This is a genomic window from Paucibacter aquatile (genome assembly GCF_002885975.1).
Classification (GTDB): Bacteria; Pseudomonadota; Gammaproteobacteria; order Burkholderiales; family Burkholderiaceae_C; genus Paucibacter_A; species Paucibacter_A aquatilis.
Genome location: NZ_POSP01000004.1, coordinates 585,449 through 602,938, shown reverse-complemented (window position 1 = coordinate 602,938; position 17,490 = coordinate 585,449). Strand labels below are relative to the sequence as shown.

13 protein-coding genes, 1 tRNA gene and 1 pseudogene are annotated in these 17,490 nt (G+C 67.1%); 4 read left to right on the top strand and 11 right to left on the bottom strand.

From position 1 onward, the window contains the following. Nucleotides 1-5: 5 nt before the first annotated feature. The 6 genes and pseudogenes from C1O66_RS22275 to C1O66_RS24760 form a co-directional block, all read right to left on the bottom strand. Nucleotides 6-2,132, bottom strand: coding sequence for a putative bifunctional diguanylate cyclase/phosphodiesterase (locus C1O66_RS22275; protein ID WP_133155330.1), 2,127 nt, complete (start codon nucleotides 2,130-2,132; stop codon nucleotides 6-8). 151 nt (nucleotides 2,133-2,283) lie between these two features. Then, nucleotides 2,284-2,904: a DUF1294 domain-containing protein gene (locus C1O66_RS22270; RefSeq protein WP_102770191.1), complete on the bottom strand. Its 621-nt coding sequence runs from the start codon at nucleotides 2,902-2,904 to the stop codon at nucleotides 2,284-2,286. 156 nt (nucleotides 2,905-3,060) lie between these two features. Continuing rightward, a complete protein-coding gene (locus C1O66_RS22265; protein ID WP_102770441.1) occupies nucleotides 3,061-4,779 on the bottom strand; it encodes a DEAD/DEAH box helicase in 1,719 nt (572 codons plus the stop codon). 568 nt (nucleotides 4,780-5,347) lie between these two features. After that, complete coding sequence (locus C1O66_RS24035; RefSeq protein WP_165794709.1) at nucleotides 5,348-5,980, bottom strand: SWF/SNF helicase family protein; 633 nt, start codon at nucleotides 5,978-5,980, stop codon at nucleotides 5,348-5,350. Beyond that, nucleotides 5,938-6,031: transfer RNA gene (locus C1O66_RS24030), tRNA-OTHER, on the bottom strand. The genes C1O66_RS24035 and C1O66_RS24030 overlap by 43 nt, the downstream gene beginning before the upstream one ends. An 87-nt stretch (nucleotides 6,032-6,118) precedes the next feature. Further along, nucleotides 6,119-6,649: pseudogene (locus tag C1O66_RS24760) on the bottom strand (hypothetical protein); the annotation flags it as partial. A 1,330-nt stretch (nucleotides 6,650-7,979) separates the two neighbouring features. On the opposite strand from C1O66_RS24760, the gene C1O66_RS24020 reads away from it, so the two are divergent. Beyond that, entirely contained in the window at nucleotides 7,980-8,354 is a 375-nt protein-coding gene (locus C1O66_RS24020; protein ID WP_165794738.1) for a hypothetical protein, read from the top strand. Between the two features lie 32 nt (nucleotides 8,355-8,386). Here the strand turns inward: C1O66_RS24020 and C1O66_RS22255 are convergent, their stop codons facing one another. Together C1O66_RS22255 and orn are read right to left on the bottom strand one after the other, a co-directional pair. Continuing rightward, nucleotides 8,387-10,231 carry a chorismate-binding protein gene (locus C1O66_RS22255; protein WP_102770189.1) on the bottom strand — a complete coding sequence of 615 codons (1,845 nt, stop codon included), beginning with the start codon at nucleotides 10,229-10,231 and terminating at the stop codon, nucleotides 8,387-8,389. Nucleotides 10,232-10,281: 50 nt separating this feature from the next. Beyond that, entirely contained in the window at nucleotides 10,282-10,872 is a 591-nt protein-coding gene (orn, locus tag C1O66_RS22250; protein WP_102770188.1) for an oligoribonuclease, read from the bottom strand. A 59-nt stretch (nucleotides 10,873-10,931) separates the two neighbouring features. On the opposite strand from orn, the gene C1O66_RS22245 reads away from it, so the two are divergent. Next, nucleotides 10,932-12,266: a M48 family metallopeptidase gene (locus C1O66_RS22245; RefSeq protein WP_102770187.1), complete on the top strand. Its 1,335-nt coding sequence runs from the start codon at nucleotides 10,932-10,934 to the stop codon at nucleotides 12,264-12,266. Further along, the gene (gene rsgA / locus C1O66_RS22240) at nucleotides 12,263-13,180 is read left to right on the top strand and encodes a ribosome small subunit-dependent GTPase A (protein WP_102770186.1); all 918 of its coding nucleotides are present in this window, start codon (nucleotides 12,263-12,265) and stop codon (nucleotides 13,178-13,180) included. Before C1O66_RS22245 ends, rsgA begins: the two co-directional genes overlap by 4 nt. A gap of 375 nt (nucleotides 13,181-13,555) precedes the next feature. Here rsgA and C1O66_RS22235 read toward each other — a convergent pair whose 3' ends face one another. Next, a complete protein-coding gene (locus C1O66_RS22235; RefSeq protein WP_102770185.1) occupies nucleotides 13,556-13,834 on the bottom strand; it encodes a hypothetical protein in 279 nt (92 codons plus the stop codon). A 53-nt stretch (nucleotides 13,835-13,887) separates the two neighbouring features. Next, on the bottom strand, nucleotides 13,888-14,700 hold the full coding sequence (locus C1O66_RS22230) for an SDR family oxidoreductase (protein ID WP_102770184.1): 813 nt from the start codon (nucleotides 14,698-14,700) through the stop codon (nucleotides 13,888-13,890). A gap of 155 nt (nucleotides 14,701-14,855) precedes the next feature. Here C1O66_RS22230 and C1O66_RS22225 point away from each other — a divergent pair, with 155 nt between their 5' ends. Continuing rightward, nucleotides 14,856-15,359 carry a response regulator gene (locus C1O66_RS22225; RefSeq protein ID WP_102770183.1) on the top strand — a complete coding sequence of 168 codons (504 nt, stop codon included), beginning with the start codon at nucleotides 14,856-14,858 and terminating at the stop codon, nucleotides 15,357-15,359. A 25-nt stretch (nucleotides 15,360-15,384) separates the two neighbouring features. Here C1O66_RS22225 and C1O66_RS22220 read toward each other — a convergent pair whose 3' ends face one another. Beyond that, a complete protein-coding gene (locus C1O66_RS22220) occupies nucleotides 15,385-17,442 on the bottom strand; it encodes a M3 family metallopeptidase (protein WP_102770182.1) in 2,058 nt (685 codons plus the stop codon). Nucleotides 17,443-17,490: the final 48 nt, after the last annotated feature.

The following is a 17,490-nucleotide window of genomic DNA, read 5'->3' as shown; positions in this document are numbered from 1 at the left end:
GAAGTTCAGAGCTGGTCGATCTCCTGCGTGTCGCCAAACAGCGAGGCGCGGAAGGCCGGTGCCGAGTTCTTGTCGTCCATGGCCCAGAGCAGGATGGCCTGGGCCGACATGGGGCGGGCAAACAGATAGCCCTGCAGCTCGTCGCAGCCCATGGCCACCAGCACCTGCTGCTGGCCTTGGGTCTCCACACCTTCGGCCACCACACGCAGGCCCAGGGCATGGGCCAGGCGGATGACAGCATCGACCACCGCACGGGCATCGGCGCTGGCCACCAGGTCGGTGACAAAGGCCCGGTCCACCTTCAGCTCCTGGGCTGGCAGCTGGCGCAGATAGCTGAGCGAGGAATAACCGGTGCCGAAATCGTCGATGGACAAGTGCACACCCAGCTCGCCGAGGCGGCGGAAGGTGTCCTGGATGGCCTGGGTGTTCTCCATCACCACAGACTCGGTGATCTCGCAGGTCAAGAGGGTCGGGTGCATGCGCGAGGCTTCGAGCGCCTTCTGGATGCGATCGACAATGTCGGCCTGGCGCATCTGCTGCGCCGAGAGATTGATGGCCACGCGCATGCGCAGGCCGCTCTCGCGCCAGACCTGGGCCTGGCGGCAGGCCGCATCGATCACCCAGTTGCCCAGCTCGCGCATGAAGCCAAAGCGCTCGGCAATCGGAATGAAGATCACCGGCGACACCATGCCGCGGGTCGGGTGGTGCCAGCGCAGCAAGGCCTCGGCGGCCGTGACCTCGCCGCTGCGCGCATCGATCTTGGGTTGGAAATACAGCTCGAGCTGGTTGCGCTCAACCGCATGGCGCAGGTCACGCAGCAGATCCAGCTGCTCACGCGTGTCACCGTCCATGCCGGCGGCATAAAAGCAGTAGCAGGCGCCGCCCAGGCGCTTGGCGGCGCTCTTGGCCGCGTCGGCGCAGGCCAGCAGGCGGGCCTTGCCGCCGTCGAGCGGATAGCGGGCAATCCCCGCCGAGCAAGAGATCGCCAGCTCGCGCCGGTCCAGCAGATAGGGCCGGGCCAGCTCAGCCAGTACCCGGGCCGCAAAACTGGCCACCGCCTCCTTGCTGCTTGCCTCGTGCAAAAGGATGGCGAACTCATCGCCGCCGATCCGGGCCGCCACATCGTGCACGCCCAGACAGCCGCGCAGGCGATCGGCTGCCAAGCGCAGCAAGGCATCGCCCTTGTCATGGCCGAAGCTGCTGTTGACGGGGTTGAAACCATCGAGATCGAAGAGCAGCAAGGCCAGCGGCTGCTCCTTGGCATCGCTCTCCAGCACCGCCTGCGCCAGCTGACGTTCCAGCCCCAGGCGCGTGGCAAGGCCGGTCAGCGGATCGGTGAAACGGGCGTCGCTTTCCTTGTCCGCCGCCACTTGCATCTCGCCCACATGGCGCAGCAAGGCCGGCAAGGCCCGGGTCATGAGCAGCACCAGCAAGAGCAAGGCCAGCTCGCGCGCACCCAGCGCCCAGCGCGGCCACATCGCCAGCACCGCCTGCCAGCGGGCCTCACCAAAGCCCTGGCCCGCCTCGGGCCCGCTGAGCAGCAGGCGCACGCCCAGCGGCAGCAACACCGCCGCAGCCATCACCAAGCCACGCAAGCCACGCGCCGCGAATGACCCGCCGTTCAGCCACAACAAGCCGGCCACGGCCAGCAAACTCAAGACACCCGCCGCAGGCGCCATCGGCACGCGCGCCAGCAGCAGCCCCTGCGCGGCTGCCAGCAGCAGAGCCCACAGGCCCATGGCCACGCGAAAGCCGGTGCTCAAGGCGCGACGTGGCTGCAAGGCCTGGAGCAAGGAGCGCGAGGCGGCATAGGCCATCAGCAGGGAAAGGAGCAGCGACACCGCCGGCGTCTCTGCCGACATCCACGGCCACCACAGGCCCGCGGCCAGCAAGAGGCTGCCCAGCCAGCGGCTGCGCGGCACACCGCGCGGCTGCACATGCAGCTGAGCCATGGCCCGGGCCTGTGCGCCCGCCAGCAGTGCGGCCGCACTGAGCAGCAGCCAAGCGGCCGGCAGCAGCCCAAACAGCAGCAGGCAGGCACTGCCACGCAGCCAGGGCCAAGCCGACTGCCAGCCGGCCGGCAGGCTGTGCAAGAGCGTCTGCATCAGCAGATCCGGGTCAAGTGCGTTCAAGGCATCCACGCCAGACGCCCAGCTCCCGTGGGCCGAGAAAAAGACAGCAAATCCATGATCGAGCAGCCTAGCGCGGCTGCGGCCACAAGGCCGCGGAAAACTAAGCCACTTTGCCCACTTTGTTTCGCCAGACGCAAACGGCGGCGCGAGCTCAAAGGCCAGCGAGGCGGCGCAACAAGGAGAACAGCGGCGTGAACAGCAGCGCGAAGCCCAGGACATTGCCCAGCACCGTCCACCAGAACTGGCGTCGGAACGCCGGCTTGCTGGACTTGTGGCGCAAGAGCTGCTGCGCCAGCAAAGCGCCCGGCCAGCCTCCCGCCACAGCCAGGCCGTGCAAAGTGCCCTCACGCACCCGCCAATGCCCCAGCCGCGCGGCCCGCTTGTCTCCGGCGTAGACGATGAAGGTGGCCAGGCTCAGCGCCATGTAAGCGCCCCACAACGCCGGCGGCAGGCCCCAGAGCAGATGGCAGCTCAGATAGGCCGCAGCGAAACCAGGGATCAGGAGCAAGCCACCGCTACCAGCGCTTGCGCTCGAGTGCCGCGCAGGCGCGGCCGGCGCCACCCGAGGCCGCCGCACCCGCACCGCCCGCCGCTTGCCCTGGCCATCCACACCAAGCTCGTAGCTGAAGGTCTCTCCCTGCTGGGGCCGTTGCGTCAGCAGTTCGAAATCACGGATGTGGACGAACAGCTTGGCGTCTGGCGCCGAGGGCGAGCGCACAAAGCCATAGCCTTTGCTGTCGTCCCACTGGATCAGGATGCCGGTGTGGCGCATGGACAAGAAAACAAGAAGAGAACAGTGAACCCGGCGAGCGAGTCGCGCCGACGAAAAAAGGCCCGCCAGGACGAACCTTGGCGGGCCTTTTGATCTTAGTGCAGCTCCGGGTCAGAACCCGGGTCGCTCAGCAGGCGCTGCGCTGCAGCGCAAGCTTCAGCGGCCGAAACCGCTGCGGCGCGGGCCGGCCGGGCCGCCACGCTTGGCGCCCGGGCCGCCAGGGCCACGCGACTCAAAACCGCCAGGGCGGCGGTCGCCACCAAAGCTGGGCTTGCCACCGAAGGCCGGCTTGTCGCCGAAGCTGGGGCGATCGCCACGCGGGGCGAAAGCAGGCTTGTCACCACGGGGGGCGAAGCCGGCATTGCCGCGATCGAAGCCACGGTCAAAACCACGCTCGGCCGGTGCCCGGTCGAAGCCGCGGTCTTGGCCACGGTCGAAACCGCGATCGAAGCCACGATCCACAGGACGCGCATCAGGGCGGAACTCACCACCGCGCGGCTCGAAGCCTTGCGGACGGCCACCGTCACGGTTGTCACGAACGAAAGGACGACCCGCATCACGGTGGAAAGGCTTGCCGCCACCGAAGCTCTTGCCGCCGAAGCCGGGCTTGCCACCCCAGCCCGGACGGGCACCGCGGTCTTCGAAACCACCGGCGCCGGCAGGACGCGGCGGGAAGATGCGCGGCTCTTGCGACTTCGGCTCCAGGCCTTCGATCTGCGCCGAAGGAATGGTCTGGGTCGTGAACTGCTGGATGCGGCGGATCATGGACACATCGTCACGCGTGGCCAGGGTCACGGCCAGGCCTTCACGGCCGGCACGACCGGTGCGGCCGATGCGGTGCACATAGTCCTCGGCCTTCATGGGCAGACCGTAGTTGATCACGTGGGTGATGGTGGGCACGTCAATGCCGCGGGCGGCGACGTCGGTGGCCACCAGCACGCGCACTTCACGACGGCGCAGGGCCATCAGCACGCGGTTGCGACGACCTTGCGGCATGCCACCGTGCAGAGGCGCCACGGCGTGACCCAGCTCCTGCAGACGCTCGCTCAGCCAATCGGCATCGCGCTGGGTGCTGGTGAAGACCAGGGCCTGGTCGACATCCTTGTCGGCCAGCAGATGCTCGAGCAGCTGGTCCTTGTGGTTGTTGTTGTCGGCCCAGTGCAGACGCTGGGTGATGTTTTCGTGAGTGTCGGTGTGCGAGGCAACATCGATGCGCTGCGGCTCGCGCAGCAGATCGTTGGCCAGGCGGCCGACGTGACCGGCGAAGGTCGCGCTGAACATCACGGTTTGGCGGGTGGCGGGGATGCGGTCGGCGATGAACTTGATGTCATCGATGAAGCCCATGTCCAGCATGCGGTCGGCTTCGTCCAGCACCAGCATTTCGACGTTGTCCAGCACGGCCTTGCCGGACTGGATGTGGTCCATCAGACGGCCCGGGGTGGCAATCAGGATGTCCAGGGGGCCGCTCAGCTGGCGCAGCTGCAGGGCATAAGGCATGCCGCCCAGCACGGTCGACAGCTTCAGGCCTTGCACATGGCGGCCGTAGGTTTGGGCAGCCTTGGCCACTTGCATGGCCAGTTCACGGGTGGGGCACAGCACCAGCACGCGGGGGCCTTGCACACGGCCTTTTTCGCGGCGGGTGTTCTCGCCACCGGCGGCGGCGGCAGCGGCTGCACGGGCTTCGATGACCTTCTGCAGCGCGGGCAGGGTGAAGGAAGCGGTCTTGCCGCTGCCGGTACGCGAAGACACCATCAGGTCCACGCCCTTCAAGCCGGCGGGGATCGCCAGGGCTTGCACTTCGGTGGCGGTTTCGTAACCGGAATCCTTCACGGCACGCAGCAGGGACTCGTGCAAACCTAGATTTTCAAAACTCATATCTTCTTTCAACAAAGCCATGCCCCGCCTCGCAAAAACGAGACGAAAACACGCGCATGCCACGCAAGAAAAAAATGCGCGTCACGCCAGTAAAGTCGCTGGGAGAAAGCTCGCGTCGTGCACCGGGACTTGAAGGGGACAGCCGGGCAAAAGCCAGCCGATTGGTGCCAGGTGCGGCGCCGGGGGAACAGTCAAAGCGACGGCATCGCCGCCGACCGAACCCGAAGGGTGTTCAGCACACCATCCCGGTGAGGGATGTTCGCGAGGCCTGGGGCGTACCCGGGATTTCGCGTCACTGAGCGCAACATGCCCAAAAACTCGTGAACGAGTGTTTGACTGTGGTCAGCGGCCTGAACGAGGTCAGAGGAGACGAACGAAATGCAAAACAGCTTCAGCTGCAAGCAAGACCATGACTATAGCACACTAGGGTTTTCACGGAAGCTTCATCGCGCCGTCAAATTCAGATTTATCTGAGTTGCGCGCCGAAAGCCTCAAGAAGAAACAGCCGACCGTGACAAGTTCACGACCGGCCGCACACTCAGAAAGACGCTTGTGCTGACGCCTTGTCTCAGGCCACCAGGTCCAGCAAAGCCGCCAGGGCCGAGAGGTAGTCGGCCAAGGCCTCGCCCTGCAGCAGTTGCAGGCCGGCGTCACCGTCCAGGCTGCAGGCCGGCATGGCCTCACGGGTGTCTTGCAGCTGCAGCAAGGCGGCTTCGAAACCGCTTTGCGCCTGCAGCTGGATCAGCGGCAGGCCGCGCGAGTCCTCATCGGCCACGCGACTCAGGCGCTCTTCCAGCACCGCTTCACCCCAGGCCAGCTCCAGATTGAGCAGGCCGCAGCGCGGCACCTGCAGATCCAGGCCTTGCGCCGCTGCATCGCTGCACAGCAGCACGCTGGCGCGCGCATCCTGGCGCCAGCGCTCGGCCAGAGCCCGGCGCTGCGCCAGTGGCAGCGAGGCCGGAATGGCAACCTGCGCAATGCCGGCCGATTGCAGCACCGGCTGCAGCTGGGCGAGCGCGTCGTCCCACTGGCTGCAAACCCAGAGGCGATCCAGGGCCTTGCCCTGCAGCTCGCGGGCCACGGCCGCCACGGCCAGCAGCTTGGGCGCCTCGGCCTGACGGCCAGGTTCCGCGGCATCGTCCAGCAGCTGCGGGCTGATGGCCAGGCGGCGCAGGGCTTGCACCGTGCGCTTGAGTTGCAACTGCTCCGCGCCCGAGACAAAGCCGCTGCGCTGCCAGCGCGCCACCGCCTGGCGAAGGCTGGCCAGCAGCGGCGCTTGCAGGGCCTGCTGCGCTTCGCTCAACGGCACAGCGCGCAGCTGCACCAGGGCCAGCGGCAGATTGGGCAGCAGCTCGGCCTTGGCGCGGCTGAACACCAGGCGCTCCAGGGTCTCGTCCACATCGCCCAGCGACATGAAGCCGGTCACGCGGCCCGAGCCGTCGCGGTGCACATGCTCGGCCAGGAAATCGGCCAACGGGCCTTGGCGGTGGCAATCCAGCAGCTCCACCAGGGGCAACAGGATTTGCGGCTGGCTGTTGAGCAGCTGGCTGCTCAGCATCAGCACAAAGCCGCCGCGCGCATCGAGCTGCTGGAGGCGCTCCAGCGTGGCCGCATCCAGGCGCTGAGCTTCGTCGACGATGACGAGATCGGCGCCATGCGCTTGCAGCGCATCCAGATCCTGGGCCAGGGTGTTGAGCGCGGCAATCTTGATCTCGCCGGCGGCGGCCAGTTGCTCGCGCCGCGCCGCTGCATCGCCCCAGATCAGGCTGGCGCGGCGGTGGCTCAGGCTTTGCGCCTCGCTGAGCCAGCGGGTCTGTGCCGACTCCGCGCACAGCAGCAGCACGCGCTCCACGCCAAAGTGACGCAGCATCAGCTCGGCCGTACCCAGCGCCGGGGCGTAGAGGCCCAGACCCAGATCGTCGGCCACCAGGCTGCGGCCCGCGCAGGCGGCGAACAGGGCCGCCTCCAGCTGGTAATGCGGCAGCGGCAACTTCAAAAGATTGCGCAAGCCCTCGCTGTCAAACAGCTGCGGATAGGCCTGACCCAACAGGCGCACCCGCTCAGCCGCATCGGCGGCCAGGGCCAGGTGTTGCCAGACAGCGTCCGACACCCGCAACTCATGGCCGGCCTCGGCCGCCTGGCTCAGCAGCCCGGCCACGGCGCTGGCGCCCGCCAGCTTGCCCTGAGCAATGCCACGCAGCACGGCTTGAACCTCGGCCGCCAGCGCCTCCGGGCAGGAGGGCGAAGCACGCCAGACCAGCTGGCGACGGGCGCCGCCGCCGAGGTCCAGTTCGCTGTGCTCGGCCTGCCAACCGGCCGCCAGGCGATCGCGCAGCTGGGTGAGCAGGAACTGGCCATGCTCGCAGCCGGCCGGATCGCTGAGTGCAAAGCTGCGGCAGCTGCACTGCAGATCGCGGGCACGCGGGCCACGCAGACTCAGCTGCCAGCGCTCACCGCCCTCGATGGCTTGCACCTCGTAGCGGCCGAACAGGCGATCGCTGCGGGCCTCCAAGATGAACCGAGGGGCTGGCGCGGGCGCAGGCTTCGGAGCCGGAGCCTCGACTGGCGCCGACTGCACAGCGGGCACTGCTTGCGGCGCTTGCGGCTGTTTCGGCGCAGTGCGGGTCGAAGTCGCAGCCGGCTTTGATTTGCCGTTCTTGCGTTGAGATTGCTGTGCCTTGGCTGGGGCCGGAGCAGCAGGCGCGGCGGGCGAGACCGGAGCAGCTGCAGGAGCCGCTGGAGCCGGTGGAGTTTCAGCGTCCACACTCACCGCCGCAGGCTTCTTCTTGGCCTTGGCCGCCGTCGTTTTGACAGGCTTGGCGGCAGCCTGAACCTCAGCAGGAGCAGGAGCTTGCACCTCCAGCTCCGCCTTCTTCTTGCGAGCCTTGGTGGCTGACTTCGCAGGCGCAGGTGCCGGAGCGCTGACCGGCTCGGCGGTGGCGGCTGCGCGCTTGGTTGTCTTCTTGCTGGCCGTCTTGACCGCAGCGGCAAGAGGCTCGGCGGTCGCGGGTGCTGTGCTCACGGTCTTGGAGGCCGCCGCCTTGCGCGCTGACTTGGCAGCGGGGGCTTCAGCGACCTTGGTGGCCTTGGCTACTTGAGCGGTCTTGACAGCCTTCTTGCTCGCCACGACGGGCTCGCTGCCAGCCTTCGGGGCGGCAGCGGCTTTCTTGGCGGGTGCCGCCTTCTTGGCCGGCGCAGTCTTGGCAGCCACCTTGCTGGGCGCCTTGGCTTCCGCCTTGACGGCGGGCTTGATGCTCGTCTTCTTCGCGGGCGCTTCGGCGGTCACCGCGCGGTTGGCCACCGCCTTCGTGGCCACGGTCTTCTTGGCCGCTGCCTTTGTGGCTTCCGCCTTTTTGGGCGCCGCTTTGGCGGGGGCCGACTTCTTGGCCACAGCGCTCGGGGCCACCGCCTCGGTCACGGCCGCAGCCTTGGCTTTCTTGGCGGGCGCAACCTTGATCGCCGTCTTGGGCGCTGTTTTCTTGGCCGCTGCGGCCGGCTTGGCGGCGGCAGTGCGTGCTTGGGTTTTGGTAGCCATGGGGATTCAGTCAAATGGTCGCAACAGGGTGAGGCCGTGAGCGCAACACATTGCTCGCGCTTCTTGTTTCATTCAGAGCGGCAGCTCACCCGGGTTCAGCAGGCTGGCAGGACACCAGCCGCGCAGGCTGTTAAAAAATGCAAGGGCTTGGGCGCGCTTCAGATCGCTCTTCATCAGCTGCGCCTCGCGCAGCCGCCCTTCTTGCAGCAGTTCTTCTCGGTAGACACCGGGCAGAAGCCCGGCTTGCAGGCGTGGCGTCAACCACTGCCCCTCAATTTGCACGGCGATATTGCCAAAGCTGCACTCGGTCAGTTCCCCGGCCTCGTTCCACAGCAAGACATCAAATGCCCCAGCGGGCTTGGTCGCAGCGAAGGCCTCGTACACCTCGCGCCGCGTGGTCTTGTGCTGGATGAACTCGGCCGCCGCCCCTTGCGAGGCGATGGCATGTGCAGCCAGCGCGAGTATCACGCAATTTGGTGTCGGCTCCAGCGGCGTGGCGCGCATTTGCAGGCCCGCTTGTGCGCAGAACGTGAGCCGCACCCGCCATTCACCCTGGGCATGCGCGGCCGCCAGATCGGCCAATGCGGCGCGCACATCGGGCAGCTTGGGCTTGAGCCCGAAATGCTGGCAGGTGCGCTGCAAACGGGCCAGATGGCCGCTCAGCCGCACCCACTGCCCCCCCGAGAGTCGCAGAGTTTCCAGCGCCGCCACCGGCGCCTGGGCCCGCAGCAGAAAGCGCGCCTTGGCTCGCCACTCGGCCACCTCGGCCGCAGCTTCGGAATCGAGCGTGATGGCGCTGCCGACGCCGGCCGACAGAGGGGCGGCATCGGCGCCCACGCCCTGCTCCACCGTACGGATCGGCACGTTGAAGGTGGCCACGCCGCCGGGCTGCAACAGGCCCAGCGCGCCGCAATACCAGCCGCGCGGCTGCGGCTCCAGCTCGGCAATGATCTGCATGGCCCGCACTTTCGGCGCACCGGTCACCGAACCGCACGGAAACAGGGCCGCGAACAGCTCCGACAAGCGCAGACGCGGCCGGCTGACGGCGCTGATGGTGGAGGTCATCTGCCAGACGGTCGGCAAGGCATGCAGCTCGAACAAACGCGGCACACGCACGCTGCCAAGCTGGGCCACGCGGCCGATGTCGTTGCGCAGCAGGTCCACGATCATCAGGTTCTCGGCCCGCTCTTTTTCGCTGGTGCGCAGATGGGCCTGGGCCGCCTCGTCTTCCACCACATCGCGGCCGCGCGCCGCCGTGCCTTTCATGGGCTGGGCGGCCAGAAGCCAGCTGTGCTGGGCATCGGGCACGGGCCGCCAGTCAAAGAACAACTCGGGCGACACGCTGGCCACCCCCGCCTCGCGCAGGAACAGCGAGAAGCCGCCGGGCTGGCTGCGATGCAAGGCCAGGAAAAAGGTGGCCAGATCGACCCCAGGCGACAGGCGGGACTGCAGCCGCGTGGTCAGGTTGACCTGGTAGCAGTCACCGCTGCGAATCCACTCGCGGATGCGCTCGATCTGCACCGACTCGGCCACCTCGTCCTGAGCGTCGGCCCAGCTTTCGGTGAGCAAGTCGGACGATGCCGCCGCGGCATCGGGCCAGGGCTGCGGCGCTTGCTCGTACACCGCGAACTCGGCCAGTGGCGCGCTGCCCGCGGACTGGGTGCGCAGCGCCGGGTCGAGCGCGGCCGCCGCTTCGTAGCGCAGGCCGCCCAACACCCAGGCGCCGGCACGGCTGGCCGCATGCGCGGCATCCAGCACGGCGGCCACTTCATCGGCGGCATGGGCACGCAGCCAGCGCGCCGGCGGCGCGTAAAAAGCGCCCCGCACCCGTTCGCCGTCTTCACGCGCCAGCGGGTGGCGCGGGAAATCAAATGCCGCCCAGAGTCCGGCGGCCAAGGGCGCCGCGGACTCAGCCATGGGCCGCCATCCTGCTCAAGAACATGGCTGGAGGATGAAAGCGAGAGGGATCAAAGAGACAGGAAGTGCTCGCGGTAATAAGCCAGCTCATCGATGGACTCGTGGATGTCGGCCAGGGCCGTGTGAGCCTGGGCCTTCTTGAATCCATCGAGGATGCCGGGCTTCCAGCGGCGTGCCAGCTCCTTGAGCGTGGACACATCGAGGTTGCGGTAGTGGAAGAACTCTTCCAGCTTGGGCATGTAGTTGGCCAAGAAACGGCGGTCCTGGCAGATGCTGTTGCCGCACATGGGCGATTTGCCGGCCGGCACATACTGCTTCAGGAAAGCGATGGTCTGGGCCACAGCCTCGTCCTCGCTGATGGTGGAGGCCTTGACGCGGTCGATCAGGCCGCTCTTGCCATGCGTGCCCTTGTTCCAGGCGTCCATCTTGTCCAGGGTCTCGTCACTCTGGTGGATGGCAAACACCGGGCCTTCGACCCGCACATTGAGCTGCGCGTCGGTGACCACCACGGCGATCTCGATGATGCGGTCGGTCTCGGGGTAGAGGCCGGTCATTTCCAGGTCGATCCAGATCAGGTTCTGGTCCTTGATGGGCAGCAGGGGCGCGGCGTCGGCCGGGGCGGAAGGGGTCAGGTCGCTCATGGGCAGGGCTTTCAATGCAATCAGTGCGCCGCATTGTCGCAGCCCTACACTTGCCACCCATGTTTGCAAGCCTTTCCCCGACCCTCCACCCCACGATGCTGAGCCTGGCCTTTGCCCTGGCCCTGCTGCTGTCCCTGGGCCTGAAATTCTGGTTGAGCAGCCGCCAGGTGCGCCATGTGATGCAGCACCGCGGCGCGGTGCCGGCCGCTTTTGCCGCCACCGTGCCTCTGGCCGCGCACCAGAAAGCCGCCGACTACACCGTGGCGCGCAGCCGCTTCGGCCTGCTGAACCTGGCCTTTGACAGCGCCCTGCTGCTGGCCTGGACCCTGCTCGGCGGCCTCGATCTGCTCAACAGCTGGGTGCATGCGGCCACGGCCGAGCGCTTCGGCCCCATGGTCTATCAGCTCAGCCTGCTGGTGGCGTTCACCCTGGTCGGCAGCCTGCTGGACCTGCCCTGGGAGCTGTACAACACCTTTCGCATCGAACAGCGCTTCGGCTTCAACCGCATGACGCTCAAGCTCTATGTGGCCGATGCGCTGAAGGGCGCCCTGGTTGGCGCTCTGATTGGCCTGCCGATCGCCGCCATGATCCTCTGGCTGATGGGCACGGCTGGCAGCATGTGGTGGCTGTGGGCCTGGGGCAGCTGGATGGGCTTCAATCTGCTGATCCTGGTGCTCTACCCCACCGTGATCGCGCCTCTGTTCAACAAGTTCACGCCCTTGCCCGACGAAGCGCTGAAAGCGCGCGTCGAGGGCCTGATGCAGCGCTGCGGCTTTGCTTCGCAAGGCCTGTTCGTGATGGATGGCAGCCGCCGCTCGGCCCATGGCAATGCCTATTTCACCGGCTTCGGCCCGGCCAAGCGGGTGGTGTTCTTCGACACCTTGCTGCAGCGCCTCAACGGCAGCGAGGTCGAGGCGGTGCTGGCCCATGAGCTGGGCCATTTCAAGCACCGCCACGTGCTCAAGCGCATGCTGACGATGTTTGCACTGAGCCTGGCCGGCTTTGCCCTGCTGGGCTGGCTGGGCACGCAGGCGGGCTTCTACATCGCCTTCAACGTGCAGCCCAATATGGCGGCGCCGAACGACGCGCTGGCCCTGCTTCTCTTCATGCTGGTGGTGCCGGTGTTCAGCTTCTTCTTCACGCCGCTGGGCAGCCGGATGTCGCGCCGTGACGAGTTTCAGGCCGATGCCTATGCCTGCGCCCATGCCAGCGGCACGGAGCTGTCCTCGGCCCTGCTCAAGCTGCATGAGGACAATGCGGGCACCTTGACGCCAGACCCGGTCTACGCCGCCTTCTACTACTCGCACCCGCCGGCCAGCGAACGCCTGGCCGCCATCGCCCGCCAGCCCTCGGGCACGGCGGCGCCGGTGGCCTTGCAAGGGGCGGCCTCGTGAGCCAGGCCGGCAAGTTTGCGCAGCTGGACCTGGGCCTGGTGGTGCGCGGCCACGGCCGGCACTACATCGTCGAGGACGCCGAGGGCCAGCGCCGGGTCTGCCACCCGCGCGGCAAGAAAAGCGATTGTGTGGTGGGGGATCAGGTGCGTTGGGCCCCGTCCGGCTCAGACGAGGGGGTGATCGAAGCGGTGGAGCCGCGCCGCAACCTGCTGTTCCGCCAGGACGAATGGAAGACCAAGAGCTTCGCCGCCAACCTGGACCAGTTGCTGATCCTGGTGGCAGTGGAGCCGGTGTTCAGCGAGAGCCAGCTCTGCCGCGCCATGATCGCGGCCGAAAGCGCCGGCATCGCCACCACGATTGCGCTGAACAAGACCGATCTGCCCGGCACGGCCCATGCCCGCGAACGCCTGACGCCTTACCGCGCCATGGGCCTGCCGATGATGGAACTGGCCATGAAGGCCGAGCCCGACGCCGCGCGCGCCCAGTTGCTGCCCTGGCTGCAAGGCAAGCGCAGCTTTGTGCTGGGGCCCAGCGGCACCGGCAAGAGCACCTTGATCAATCTGCTGGTGCCCGACGCCAAGGCCCAGGTCGGTGATATCTCGGTGGCTCTGAACTCAGGCCGCCACACCACGACCACCACGCAGTGGTACTGGGTCGATGCCCAGCGCGAGAGCGCCTTGATCGATTCGCCCGGCTTTCAGGAATTCGGCCTGCACCAGATCGACCCGGCCGCCCTCGCCCGCCTGATGCCCGACCTCAGCGCCCACGCCGACCACTGCCGCTTCTACAACTGCAGCCACCAGCACGAGCCCGGCTGCGGCGTGCGCGAAGCCGTGGATGCCGGTCAGATCAGCGCCTCACGCTACCGCATCTACGGCGAAATCCTGGCGGAGCTGTCGAACAAGCGCTACTGACTCCGGCCCGGCTGGGAGGGCGGCAGCCGGCACTTTGTCGACGTTGAGGGTTGTGCTGGTGCCAAGGGGCGTCGGATGAGTGCTTCCGCTCATGTCCCCCGGCCCGCGCTTCGCGCGGACCTCCTCCTTTACTTCGCTTCAGCACTCACCCGACACCCCTTGTCAGAGCCACCGTCTGGCGCTTTCGCCGAAGACGTCAGACCTTGCTGGATCGGGACGGCTGGGTGCTCTGCGAAGTGAAGTAAAGGAGGAGGTGCCCGACAACGTCGGGCACCGGGGGACATGAACGGAGCAGAGTACCCAGCCGGCCCGATCAACAAGCAACCCAAGGGCTGCTTCCTGCCGTCTACCGCCAAGCGCCGGCCGCTCGGCCGCTCAAGGCAGGCGCGGGCTGCTCGGGCTGACTTCGCGAACTTCGACGTCGACCACCTCGCCCATGGGCTGAGCCGGACGGCGAGCACCGAAACCGGGGCGGGCCTGGCGGGCGCGCTGGAAGCGGCCCATGTCGATCACCGGCTTGCGGCCGCGCAGCAGGCTCCAGAGCAGCAGGCCTACGACTGACACCAGGGCCACGGCCATCAGGCTGAGCACCAGCACCACGGTGGCGACCGCCAAGACCAGGCGGAAGAGCAAGGAAAAGAGTGCAGACAGCACGGCAGCCTTTCAGGACACGACAAAGAGCTCAGATCGGGCCATTGAAGCGCATTTCAACCCCGGCCGACAAAAGGCATGGTGGTGGCCATGACGGTCAGGGTCTGGACATTGGCAGACAGCGGCAGGCTGGCCATGTAGAGCACCGCGCTGGCCACATGGGCCACGTCCATGGTCGGCTCTACCGCGATGCTGCCATTGGCCTGGGGAACACCCCGGGTCATGGGCTGGGCCATCTCGGTCAGGGCGTTGCCGATGTCGATCTGACCGCAGGCGATGTCGAAGGGCCGGCCGTCCAGAGACAAGGACTTGGTCAAGCCGGTGATCGCATGCTTGGTGGCGGTGTAGGGCGCCGAGTTGGGGCGCGGCGCATGGGCCGAGATGGAGCCGTTGTTGATGATGCGGCCGCCGCGCGGCTCTTGCTGCTTCATCAGCCTGAACGCAGCCTGGGCGCACAAAAAGGCGCCGCTCAAATTGACGTCCAGGACGGAGCGCCATTGCTCGAAGCTGAGTTCGTCGATGGGCACCGCGGGCGCACCGATGCCAGCGTTGTTGAACAGCAAATCCAAACGCCCCCAATGCTGGCGCAAGCCTTCGAAGGCTGCACTGACGGCCTCCGGCCGGCTGACATCCGTCGGCAGCACCAGCACGCTATCCAAGGAGACCGGCTGCAGCGGATCGAAGCCGCCCAGCACGGCCGTCTCGGCCAAGGCCTCCGCCCGGCGACCCAGCAGGGCCACCCGGTAGCCCGCCCCCAGCAAGGCCAGGGCCACCGCGCGGCCAATGCCCGAGCCGGCGCCGGTGACCAGGGCGACCGGCCCCTCATCACTGCGAGGCGATGCGGATGCAGCAGCAGAAGAAGTAGTCATGCGAGGAGAACTGAAGTTATGGCCAAATTTATGGCTGAATTCATGGATCCCAAACCGGGTGAACCGTCAAGCCCGGGCAAGTCCCGTGAACAGTTTTCAACAGACTGAATCCAAGTCAAATTGACTGTCACAGGAGCGCCGTAGACTGTAACGCTATGTTCACGCTGTCCAGCCAAAGTCCGGAGTTCCTGAGCAGCCTGCCGGCCTCCGCTCGCAGCCCTGCCGCAGCTGTGGCCAGCGACGCAGCCGAGCGCAGCCACAAGGCGCCTGCACAGGCCCAGCTGCTGTACATCGAAGACAACCCCGTCAACCAGCTGGTGGTCCAGGAATTGGTCGCTCTGCGCCCAGTCTGGCAGCTGAGCCTGGCAGGCGACGGACAGCAAGGCCTGGCTCGGGCCGCCAGCCTTCGCCCGGACCTGATCCTGCTCGACCTGGAACTGCCCGATATGAATGGCTTCCAGGTGCTGGAGGCGCTGCGCGCCGACCCGGCCACGGCCTCCATTCCCTGCATCGCCCTCTCGGCCAGCGCCATGCCGGACGACCTGCGGCGCGCACAGGCGGCGGGATTCGCCGAGTACTGGACCAAGCCGGTGGATTTCAAAGCCTTCCACGCCGGCCTGGACCAGTTTCTTACCCGGCTGAAGGCGCCGGGTCAGTAAGCCCTGCTTCTGCTCCTGCTCCTCCTCAAGCCGGCAGCAGGCCGCGGCTCTTGAGCATGGGCTGAACCACCGGATCGCGACCACGGAAGGCGCGAAAAGCGGCCCCGGGCTCCTGGCTGTTGCCACTGGACAGAATGCAGCGGCGCAGGCGCTCAGCGGTCGGCGCATGGAAGGCACTGCCGGCTTCGACAAAGGCCTCGAAACCATCGCAATCCAGCACTTCCGCCCACATGTACACGTAGTAGCCGGCGGCGTAGCTGGCGCCTGAGAACAGGTGCTGGAAATGCGTCAGGCGGTGGTTCATGCCCACAGCGGCCGGCAAACCGTAGGCCGCCATGCACTCGGCCTCGAAGGCCACCACATCCGGGCCCTCGGCCTCGCTGCGCGAATGCACGGCCAGGTCGACCAGGGCACTGGCGGTGTAGCGCACGGTTTCATAACCCTGGTTGAACAACTCGGCCGCCTTGAGCTTGGCCAGCAGGCTGTCGGGGATGGGCTCGCCACTTTGGTAGTGGCGGGCGTGTTTCTTGAGCACCTCGGGCTCGCTCATCCAATGCTCGAAGATCTGCGAGGGCAGCTCGACGAAATCGCGCAGCACCTGCGTGCCCGAGAGGCGCTCAAACTCCACCTCGGACAGCAGGCCGTGCAGGCCGTGGCCGAACTCGTGGAACAGGGTGCGGGCATCGTCGAAGCTCAGCAGCGTGGGCTCACCCGGCGCACCTTTGGCGAAGTTGTTGTTGTTCAGGATGATGGGCACGCAGTCCATGCCGTTGCGCGCCTGCCAGCGCATGGCATTCATCCAGGCGCCGCTGCGCTTGGTGGGGCGGGCAAAGTTGTCATGCAGGAAGACGCCGCGCAGGCTGTCATCGGCATTGCGCACCTCGTAGACCTGCACATCGGGGTGGTAGCCGGCCACCTCGGGGCGATGCACAAAGCGCAGGCCAAAGAGGCGCTGGGCGCAGTCGAACAAGGCCTGCACCATGGCATCGAGCGGGAAGTAGGGCTTGACCTCAGCCTCTTCCAAGTCATAGCGCGCCTTGCGCACCTTTTCGGCGTAGAAGCGCCAGTCCCAGGCTTCCAGTGGGACATGGAGGTCCAGCGAGGCCATCATGCCCTCCAGGGCCTGGCGCTCGCCCTCGGCGGCCGCCTTGGCCGGCTCCCAGACCTGGTTGAGCAGGCCCAGCACCGCCTCGCGCGAGCCGGCCATGGTGTCGGCCAGGGCAAAGTCGGCGTAGCAGGCATGGCCATGCAAGCGGGCCTGTTCCTGGCGCAGGCTCAGGATCTCCTGCGCAATCGCGCGGTTGTCGCTGGCACCGGCCTTCTCACCCCGGCCCACCCAGGCGCGCCAGGCCTGCTCACGCAGATCACGCCGTTCGCTGAAGGTCAGGAAAGGCACGATGTGCGAGCGCGACAGCGTGATCACATGGACGCCGGCCTCCAGGCCGCGCTCGGCGGCCGCCTGGGCCGCCGCGGCACGCACGAACGCCGGCAAGCCCGCCAGCTCCTCTTCGCTGCGCAGCTCCAGGCGGAAGCCGCTTTCGTCGGCCAGCACGTTCTGGCCGAACTGAGTGTTGAGCTCGGCCAGGCGCTCCATGACCTGGGCATAACGCGCTTGCGCCTCGGGGGCCAGTTGGGCGCCCGCACGCACGAAGTCCAGATGCACCCGCTCCAGCAGGCGCAGCTGTTCGGCGCTCAAGCCCAGCGAGGCGCGCTGCTCGTACACGGCATGCACGCGTTGGAACAGGCCGGCGTGCATATACACCGCGTTGTTGTGCGCCGCCAAGGGCGCGGCCAGGGCGCGCTGCACCGCCTGGATCTCGGGCGAGGACGCCGAAGCCGCCAGCGAATAGAACAAATGCTCCAAGCGCGTCAGCAGGCGGCCGCTGCGGTCGAAGGCGGCCAGGGTGTTGGCGAAGCTGGGCGCCTCGCTCTGCGACGCGATGGCGTCGAGCTCGGCGCGATGCTCATTCAGGGCCTGCTCGAAGGCGGGCGAAAAATGGGCGGCTTCAATGGCCGCAAACGGGGGCAGACCGAAGGGGCCGGTCCAGTCTTGCAAGAGGGGATTGGTCGTTGGTGCAGACACGAGAGAACTCCAGAAAGGGCGTCACACCGGGCTTGCTTGATCAAGCCT